Annotated in this window: 8 protein-coding genes; all 8 read left to right on the top strand. The window is 50.9% G+C overall.

The window, feature by feature from the left end:
- A partial coding sequence (locus Q3O59_RS11730; protein WP_305945751.1) for a hypothetical protein occupies positions 1-832 on the top strand: 832 nt, incomplete at its 5' end.
- A gap of 50 nt (positions 833-882) precedes the next feature.
- A complete protein-coding gene (locus Q3O59_RS11725; protein WP_305945750.1) occupies positions 883-3,030 on the top strand; it encodes a type I secretion system permease/ATPase in 2,148 nt (715 codons plus the stop codon).
- Positions 3,020-4,420 carry an HlyD family type I secretion periplasmic adaptor subunit gene (locus Q3O59_RS11720; RefSeq protein WP_305945749.1) on the top strand — a complete coding sequence of 467 codons (1,401 nt, stop codon included), beginning with the start codon at positions 3,020-3,022 and terminating at the stop codon, positions 4,418-4,420. Before Q3O59_RS11725 ends, Q3O59_RS11720 begins: the two co-directional genes overlap by 11 nt.
- A gap of 4 nt (positions 4,421-4,424) precedes the next feature.
- Positions 4,425-5,756, top strand: a complete 1,332-nt coding sequence (locus Q3O59_RS11715) for a TolC family outer membrane protein (RefSeq protein WP_305945748.1) — start codon at positions 4,425-4,427, stop codon at positions 5,754-5,756.
- Positions 5,757-5,758: 2 nt separating this feature from the next.
- A complete protein-coding gene (locus Q3O59_RS11710; RefSeq protein ID WP_305945747.1) occupies positions 5,759-6,400 on the top strand; it encodes a hypothetical protein in 642 nt (213 codons plus the stop codon).
- 10 nt (positions 6,401-6,410) lie between these two features.
- Entirely contained in the window at positions 6,411-7,043 is a 633-nt protein-coding gene (locus Q3O59_RS11705) for a transglutaminase-like cysteine peptidase (protein WP_305945746.1), read from the top strand.
- A 17-nt stretch (positions 7,044-7,060) separates the two neighbouring features.
- The gene (locus Q3O59_RS11700) at positions 7,061-8,998 is read left to right on the top strand and encodes a bifunctional diguanylate cyclase/phosphodiesterase (RefSeq protein ID WP_305945745.1); all 1,938 of its coding nucleotides are present in this window, start codon (positions 7,061-7,063) and stop codon (positions 8,996-8,998) included.
- The gene (locus tag Q3O59_RS11695) at positions 8,995-9,567 is read left to right on the top strand and encodes an OmpA family protein (protein ID WP_305945744.1); all 573 of its coding nucleotides are present in this window, start codon (positions 8,995-8,997) and stop codon (positions 9,565-9,567) included. The genes Q3O59_RS11700 and Q3O59_RS11695 overlap by 4 nt, the downstream gene beginning before the upstream one ends.
- Positions 9,568-9,601: the final 34 nt, after the last annotated feature.

Raw genomic sequence — 9,601 nt, 5'->3', positions numbered from 1 at the left:
CGTCACCACCCAGGATGAATTTGGCAACAGCGCCACGGCCACGGCCAGTCGCGAGATCAGTGTCGACCTTGGTGATGATGACCCGGGTACCGACTCTGTCATCGACTATTTTGCTGCAACTGCTATTGGTGAAGGTGGTGCAAGAATCACAATTAAGGTCACGGACTTCCCGCAAGACTTTGATATGTCCCACATGCCGGAGTTTTTAGATGCCGTGCGTGATTACTTTCGAGTGGAAGAAGGCGTAAGACTCTCAAGTCATGTCGTGAAATCGGAAGGGGAGTTTTACACGGCTTCTGGAGTACCTACAACGGTGCCTCCAGCTTTTGAACTTGATGAAAATGGCGATGTAGCCGATAGCAGTGCTACTAACTTCACCTTTGAAGACTTTATCGCATTACTGGATGGTTACACCAGCCCTGTGGCTTTGGGTGGTGATAGTGAGCTGGTAACAGATGATCTTGACTCCGATGAATTTGAACCTGCCGGCTTGATGATGGAGGATGAACCCCTTATCATCAGCGATGCATTCATTTCAACGGCAGAACAGACTGAAGCAGATGAAACTGGAACCGACTTTACGTCAGAGACCATCTTGCTAGAGGACCTGTTCCCTGAAATCAATACTGAAAGTCTTGAACAGCTGCTGCAGCTTGTCAGTAATGAACAAGGCGAAGCCGTGTTGCAGCTCACGGATCTCAATAGCGGTGAGCTGACATCGGTAGTGGTCGCTGAGCTGGATTATCAGCAGGTGATAGAACACTTTGGTTCAGCTGAGCAAGCCGTTGAAACCTGGCTTGAATTTGGTCAGTTAATCATGGATCCGACCTAACTAAATCTATAAATGCAGAGGCTTCGGCCTCTGCAAAAAAGAGCGGATAAATGCCACAAAACGCCAACCAACAAATTCCAGTCGACCCGCTGGAGAGTGATCCTTTATTGCAGTGCCTGGTGTTTTTTACCAAACACTATGGGCGGCCATTTTCGGCAAAAACCTTAAGCATGGGATTGCCGTTGCATCATGGCCGTTTGGTGCTGAAAGATATCCCCAGAGCTGCACAACGGGGCGGTTTAGCGGCCAAGTTTTCTGAAAAGAGCTTTGATCAATTGCAGGATGACTTCTTGCCCTGTGTGCTTTTGCTGGAGCAGGGAAAAGCCTGTATTCTGCTGTCTCGCAATCAGGAGCAGGGAACCGTCACGGTTTCCTGGCCCGAAGTTGAAGACTCTGAAGAAGAGCTTGCTGCCGATGCCTTAGCGCAGCGCTACGTTGGTCATGCTTTGCTGGTGAAAAAAAAGCACCGCTTCGATAAGCGGGCTCCTAAAGTTTTCCACACACTGGATGGTCACTGGTTCTGGGATACCATCAAACTGTCGGCACCCATCTACCGTGACGCCTTGTTGGCAGCGTTTTTTATCAACCTTTTTGCCATCGCCATTCCCTTGTACGTAATGAATGTCTACGACCGGGTAGTCCCGAATTTAGCGGTCGACACGCTTTGGGTACTGACCAGTGGCATGGTGGTAATTTTTGTTTTTGATTTTATTTTAAAGCAGTTGCGGGGGTATTTGCTGGATGTAGCCGCCAAAAAATCCGATGTTTTATTGTCGTCCCGTCTTTTTGAAAAAATGTTGAACCTAAAAGCAAAGTCCCGGCCTGAATCGCTTGGAGCCTTTGCCCGCAATGTGCAAGAGTTTGATTCAATACGGGATTTTGTTGCCTCCTCCACCATGGCGGCGCTAATCGATTTGCCCTTTGCCTTGCTGTTTTTCGCCGTACTTTACTTTATTGCCGGGCCGGCAGCCTTGTTGTTGCTGATTGCAATTCTAGCGATGCTGGCATTCTCATTCTGGGTGCTGAAACGCATGGCAACTCTGGTTGAGCAGGGCAGTCGTCTTAACAGCCAGAAGCAGGCGCACCTGGTCGAGTCACTGGCAGGTTTGGATTCGCTGAAACTGGCTGGTGCTGAGAGTCAGTTTCAGGGCAAGTGGGAGTCTTTGGTATCGGAAAGTGCGTCCTGGTCGATGCAAACCAAAAAGTACACTGTAGCGGTAGCCAGCGTCACCAGCTTTATTCAGCACCTGGTTACCGTCGCCATTGTGGTCAGCGGTGTTTATCTGATTATGGACAATCAACTGAGCTTTGGTGGCCTGATTGCGTTTGTGTTGCTGGGAAATCGAATGGTGGCTCCTTTTGCTCAGATCGCCTTGCTGGCGACCCGTTACCAAAATGCCAAAGCTGCGCTGACCAATTTAGAGCAGTTGATGGCGCTTGAAGAGGAACAAACTGATCACTTTTTACACCGTGGGTACTTTGATGGCAAAGTCGAGTTTGACAGGGTTGGCTTTAGTTATCCCGGGACACAGCATCAGGTTTTAAAAGACGTTAGTTTTACCATTCGCCCCGGTGAAAAAGTCGCCATCATTGGTCGTATCGGCAGTGGCAAAACCACCATTGAGAAGCTGATGTTGCAGTTTTATCAGCCTGGCGCAGGAGCCATTCGCTTTGATGGCGTTGACAGTCAGCAAATTAACCCGGCGGACTTACGCCAGAAAATTGGTTGCGTACCACAAGACATCAATCTTTTTTATGGCAGTGTGCGTGACAACATTACCTTGGGTGTACCTCATGTTGATGATGAGCGTGTGTTAAAAGCGGCGCGACTGGCAGGGGTGACTCAGTTTACCGATCACGAACCGAATGGCTTGGACCGTCAGGTAGGAGAGCGTGGTAGTTACTTGTCTGGAGGACAGCGGCAAAGTGTTGCCATGGCCAGAGCCTTGTTGTTCAACCCACCTATTTTAGTGTTGGATGAACCCAGCAGTCACATGGACAGCCATACTGAGTTTCAACTGATACGTCATATCAGTCAGGTAGCCAAAGACAAAACCTTGATTCTGATTACCCACAAAATGTCGATGCTTGAACTGGTCGATCGTGTCATCGTTTTGGAAAAAGGCCGGGTGGTCGCCGATGGCAGCAAAGCGGCCGTGTTAGCAGCATTAAAACAAGGACGCTCCAATGCTGAGTAAGCTGCTGGAGCGACTGTTAAACTGGTTCTGGCCCGCGCAGCCGGCCATCTCAGAGCATGAGCTCGAGTACATTGATGATCTGCATTCGCGATTGCATTTTAAAACGCCTTATCGGGCGAAGCGGGTGCTGACGACCTTGATGCTGATGGTTGTGTTCTTTTTGGTTTGGTCCTGGTTTGCTGAAATTGACGAAGTCTCACGCGGCCAGGGCCGGGTGATCCCTTCACAGCAACTGCAAGTGGTGCAAAACCTTGAAGGAGGCATCCTGCAACAAATCATGGTGCGTGAAGGGGAGCATGTGCGGCAGGGACAGGTCTTGATGGGCATTGATCAAACACGGTTTCTGGCCGATGTGCGAGAGCAGCAGCACCAAAGAACCACATTGCTGGCCGATATGGCTCGCTACCGGGCTGAGCTTGCTTCGGTGCGTGTTGAGTCGAATCGGGCATTTTTGCAAATTCAGTCACCGGATTTTAGTGCATTGGATGCCGAGGCGCCGGCCTTGCTGTTCTATCAGGCTTTGTTTCAGGAAAGGATGCAGAGCCTGGAAAATACCTTTGCTATCATTGCTGAACAAATTCAGCAGCGTCAGCAAGAGCGCTCTGAGATAGAGTCCCGTATTCGACACCTGGAGCGAAGTAAAGCCTTGGTTGAGCAAGAGCTCAATCTTACACGCCCTTTGGCGCGGCGCGGTGTGGTATCGGAAGTCGAGTTGCTGCAGCTGGAGCGGCAGTTCAATGAAGTGCAGTCTGAGTTGTCATCGGCTCGTTACAATTTGCCGAAGGTGGTTGCCGCCCTGCAAGAAAGTTTACGCAAGCAAGTGGATGCCGCTCTGCAGTTTCGGACAGATAGTCAGCAAAAGCTGGCCGAAGCCTCCTCCCGCTTGTCTGTGCTGGAAGAGTCCCTGGTGCAGTTGTCGGACAGACTGACCCGTACTCAGGTCGTGTCGCCGGTCAATGGTATCATCAACAGCATCCGCATCAATACCATCGGTGGGGTGATTCAACCAGGTATGGATTTGATTGAAATTGTGCCGCAGGAAGAGGCTTTGGTGGTCGAAGCCAGAATGTCGCCCCGGGATATCGCTTACATTCGCCCTGGCTTAACGGCGGTGGTGAAACTAACCGCCTACGACTTTACGATTTATGGAGGCTTGCCGGGTACTCTGGAGTACATCAGTGCCGATGCCATGTTGGATGAGCAAGGGCAAAGTTACTACCTGGTACGGATACGGACCGAGGGCAGCTTTTTGGATGCCAATGGCGAAGCCTTGCCCATTATGCCAGGTATGATGGCTTCGGTTGACATCATCACCGGTAAAAGGACATTATTTCAGTATCTTGTAAAACCTATTACCCGAGCTAAGCAAAGTGCGCTAAAAGAGAGATAATTTGATGAAAAATAATCGTGTGACATGGATGTTGGGTTTTTGCCTGGGGTTGAGTACCTTTCCGGCTATGAAGAGTCAGGCAGACTCGCTCGAGTTTACTGTAGCTCAGACACTCCATAGCCATCCAACGGTGCGTGAAGTCTTTTTTCGCTACCATAGCTACCAACAGGAGCATCGTATCGCGCGTGGCGGCTGGTTGCCGACTTTGGACTTGCAGGCGGTACAGCAACTGAATAAGTCCGAGTCGCCTATTTCACGGTTGCGTGATGATGTGGAGTCGGGGCGTGCTGGCAATGTTTCCTTGACGTTGCGCCAAATGCTGTTTGATGGCTTTTACACTGCTCGCGATAGTGATCGGACTCAGGCTGAAGCGCAGGCTGAATTTTGGAGCTTGCTGGCAACGACAGAAGAAGTTGCGCTCGAAGTCGCCAGAGTGTACCTGGATGTGCTGAAAACCCAGCAATTACAGCGTTTGGCCGAGCAAAACTTGCAATCGCATCGGGGTATTTTTGAGCAAATTAAAGAGCGGGTAGAATCCGGCCTGGGCTCTCAATCCGATCTATCACAGATCCGGGGAAGACTTGCCCGTGCTCATGCCAATTATTTAGCGGCACAGAACAATGCAGCCGATGCCAAATCCTCTTTTATGGCCGTGACGGGCTATTATCCACAAGAGCTGCGAGCGCCTGTGCCGGATATTCGGATGATCCCGGCTTCTAAGCAGCAGTTACTGGAGCAAGCCCGTGATCAGCATCCTATTCTGACGGCGGCTAGTTTCGATGTGCATGCCGTTGAGCAGTTGCAGCGTCAGCACCGGGCAGCCTATTGGCCGCAATTGCACTTTGAGGTGCAGGCCAATCAGTTTAATCGTTGGCAGCGGGATAACGACTATGTGGATAGAACACAGGCTCGTCTGGTGTTGCGTTACAACCTCTTTAATGGTCGGCGTGATCAGCATCAGGTAACCCGTGCTGCTTACCGCACTGCAGAAGCCAAAGAAATCCGGGAAAGAGCCTGGCGTCAGGTGCAGGAAGGCGCGCGTCTATCCTGGCAAGCAGAGCGTACCTTGTTTCAACAGCTGGCATATTTGCAAGAGCATGTTGAAGAAAGTTACAAAACTCAGACGGCCTACCGTGAGCAATTTGATTTAGGCCGCCGTTCGTTGTTGGATTTGCTGGACACCGAAAATGAGTTGTTTGAAGCCCGTGGCAACTTTGTTACTGCAGAATACGACCATCTGTTTGCCAACTATCGAATTTTGCAAGCAAAAGGTCAGTTACTGGCCGCTTTACGGATTGATCCGGACGACTTTTTTAACGCTCAGGGACAGGAGTAAGCATGATGGTGTCTCGTTTTAATTTCATAGGTTGTATTGTTCTGCTCAGCTCCGTTTTGGCTGCTTGCAGCCAGACACCTGCTTCCGATGTGCAGTCATTAAGTCCTGCACAGCTGGAGCAACTGAAAGATCCAGATTGGGATGGTGTGATCCGGCAGCGCGATCTTTGCGGCCAAACAACATCTGGCGCTCTGGTTAGCGTGGATGGATGTAGCTCGGTGCAAGGTCGCGAATTGACCACGGTGCACGCGCTGCAATTTTACCGGGTAGATCGCATCCTGCCCTGCGAAGAGCTTCGCAGCTTGCTGGCATTGATTAAGCATTTACAGTTGGCTGAGGACCCAATCCGCCTGACCATCTCTGCGCACCAACTGCCAAATCAGCCTCAATTGGATCAAGCCTTGTTTGATGCACGGGTTGCGTATTTGAAAGAGCGCTTGTGGGCTGAGTATCGTCAGTACCTTCCGCCAATTGAGGTGACGATTGAATCGGTAACGGCCGCGGATCCTTTTGTGATGAATGCCAATCAGATCGGGATCCGAGCCTACAATCTCGCCAGTGGCGAGGTCATGCGCTGGCATATCTATTCGATGGAAGATCGTGAGCAGGATGAGGTAGAAGCGCACTCGGCCAGCGGCTGGTAAGGGCAGCCAGATGCGCTTGCGGTTGTTGCTGTTGTTGCTGCTGGCTACCGGCTGTTTGCTGTGGGCCGATCCGCAGCAACAGCAAGCCTTGAGTTATCTTCGGGCGAACTTTGATGAGCAAGCTGTGCGTCGTTATCATGCCTGGCGACAGCTTATTGACCAGCAGCAAGAAACTAGCGCAATGGAGCAGCTGGAAGCCGTGAACCGCTTCTTTAATCTGTTTCAGTTTATGGATGATAGTGTGCTGTGGGGGCAGGAAGATTACTGGGCAACGCCCCTGGAATTTATCGGTATGGGGGCAGGCGATTGCGAAGACTTCAGCATTGCCAAGTATTTTACCTTGCTTGAGATGGGGTTTGATAGTCAAAAGCTGCGCTTGGTGTATGTCAAAGCCGTGCAATTGAATCAATTTCATATGGTGTTGGCTTACTACGAAACACCATCAGCCGTTCCCCTGATTCTGGATAATTTGGATGGTGCCATCCGGCCGGCAACACAGCGGCCGGATCTGGTGCCGGTATTTAGTTTTAACGGCCAGCAGTTATGGCTTAACCGGCAGCGAGGCCGGGCTGAAGCCATAGGCTCACCAGAACGTTTGCCCCAATGGGTGGAGTTACTGGAGCGTTATGCCCACCCGCGGTAGCGACAAGGATAATAAGAATGACGTTATTTCGACAACTTCTGGCTTTGATTTTGCTCAGTTTAACCCTAAGTTTGGTGGGAGCACTCTGGTTGAGTTTCAACAACAGCAGAGTTTTCCTGGCCGAGCAGTTGACGACTGATGTAGAGAATGCCAGCGTCTCCTTGGCCGGGGCCTTGCAGCCGCATTTAGAACCATTGCAGCCAGTCTTAATCGAAAGTGTGCTTAAAGCCTATGCCGATGGCGGGTTCTACCAGCGGTTGGAGGTTCAGTTATTTGATTCGGATTACAGCTGGCAAGAGCTGCGGGACAGCCAGAGAGATCAGGTTCCAAACTGGTTTTTGCAACTTGAGTTGTTGCCACAGGTTGAGCGTCGGGTGGTACTGACCAGTGGCTGGATGCAGCATGGCGAACTTCGGATTGTTGGTCACCCTGGCATGGCATACCGCACCTTGTGGCAAACTTTGGTACAAATGTTGAGCTGGTTTGCCGCCCTGACGTTATTGTTGGTGTTGTTGGCTACCTTAGGTATTCGCAGAATCTTGCAGCCCTTACAGCATATTCAGTCTGTTTCGGAACAAATTCGTCAGCATCAGTTCGAGCAGATTCCGGTTTTACCCCGAACGCGCGAGCTTCGCAGCGTGGTGCAGGCTATTAATCAAATGTCGGATCAACTGCAGCGTGACTTTGCTGAAAGCGATGCTCGTCAGCAGCAACTGAAAGATCAAGCCTTTCGGGATCCGGTTAGTGGTCTGGGGAATCGGCGATTTTTTAATCAGCAGCTGCAGGTCTGGTTGCAAGATGAACCCAGAGGTATCGTTGCTCTGGTCAAAGTGCCGGGTTTAACGCTACGCGATCAGCAAAGTTTTATGGCACGTGATAAAGCCATAGCCAGAGCCGGTGAGTTGATGCAGCAACGGGCACAAACCGTCAGTGACGCGGTGCTGTGCCGGATGGGGCTGGATGAGTTTGCCCTGCTGTTGCCCGGCCAAAGTATTGAACAAGCCAAAATAATGCTGGAACACCTGCAACAAGCTTTGCTTGAGCTTTTCGCCAGTCTGGAGCAACCGGTTTGGATCGGAGCTTGCTGGATCAATCACTCCAGCTCTGTTTCGGAAGTGATGGCCAGGGTGGATCGTGCCTTGCAGCAAGCCCGCAACGACAATGACCATCAGGTCCCGATTCATACCGACAATCGCGATGTCACGCAACGCAGCGAGCTGGTTGCGAAGCTGCAAGATGCGGTAGAGCAGGGAACCATCAGCTTTTCAAAACAACCTGCTTTTCTGTTGAATGAGCAGTTGGTGCACTTCGAAGTGTTTGCCAGATTGGAGTTTCCGGTAGGGCGCTTTATTCCCGCTGCCAGCTTTATGTCAACGTTGGATGAGTATGAGTTGGGCTTGCGATTTGATCAGCAAGTGATTCAACGTGTGTTGACGCAGCTGGAGCAAGCACAAGAGCATCCGGTCGTCGTGAATTTGTCGTCGGCGGCGCTCAAATCGACAGCCTTTTTACGCTGGCTGGATAGTCAGTTGCAGCAGCACGTGCATGTATTGCCCTACTTTGGCATTGAGTGCTCGGAAGAGTCGGTGTTGTACAACAAAGCTGCGGCCCAGGCATTAATCACTTTACTGCGGCAATACAAGGTGCGCTTTGGGTTGGATAGGGTCGGGCGTAATTTCGCATCCATGGCCTATGTTCAGCAGTTCCGGCCTGACTATGTGAAAATCGATGCAGCTTTCACTCAGTCATTGGCGGCTTCAGCTCAGGAGAGTGTCTTTTTAAATTCTTTGGTGGCGACGATACGTGCGCTGAGCATTCAGGTGCTGGCAGTGCATATCGAAGATGAAGAGCAGCTGAAACAGCTATCTCACTACCGCTTTGATGGCTATCAGGGCTTTTTACATCAGCCCGAGCCTTATTTTTCGACGACCCCTCAACATGGAGATGAGACATGATGTCTTGGTTAAAATCACTGTTTGTTCTTGTTGTATTACTCAGCTCAGCAGAGCTGTTGGCTGGCAGTGAGGATCCGCGCGAGCGCGCTATTGTTTTTAAAGAGCCCCCTGTTGTGGTGGATTCCGACGGTGATGGCATTCCGGATGAATGTGATCGTTGTCCCAATACGCCAGCCGGTGACAGAGTCGACTCTTTTGGCTGCAGCATTTTTGAAGAAGATCAGGTGATTCTGGAAATTGATATCCTGTTTGACTTTGATAAAGCCATTGTCAAGCCACAGTACCTGTCACAGGTGCAAGAGCTGGCGGATTATCTGAAGCGCTTTATTCATACCAAGGTCACCATTGCCGGGCACACCGATGACCGAGGTTCTTATGCATACAATCAGCGATTATCTGAGCGCCGGGCTCAGGCGGTTGCAGATTTACTGAGTGAGCGGTATGGCATCGAAGCCAAGCGGATCAAGACGGTAGGCTATGGGAAAACACAGCCTCGGGCAACGGGGACCAGCGACGAAGCCAGAGCCCGAAATCGCCGAATTGAAGCGATTGTTGAGCCGCTGGATTGAAACTGAGGTATAATGGCGTCATTGCCACAGTGGA

Source organism: Alkalimonas delamerensis, from assembly GCF_030717955.1.
Taxonomy (GTDB): Bacteria; Pseudomonadota; Gammaproteobacteria; order Enterobacterales; family Alteromonadaceae; genus Alkalimonas; species Alkalimonas delamerensis.
The sequence above is the reverse complement of the archived record's forward strand: the minus strand, read 5'-3'. Positions and strand labels throughout refer to the sequence as shown.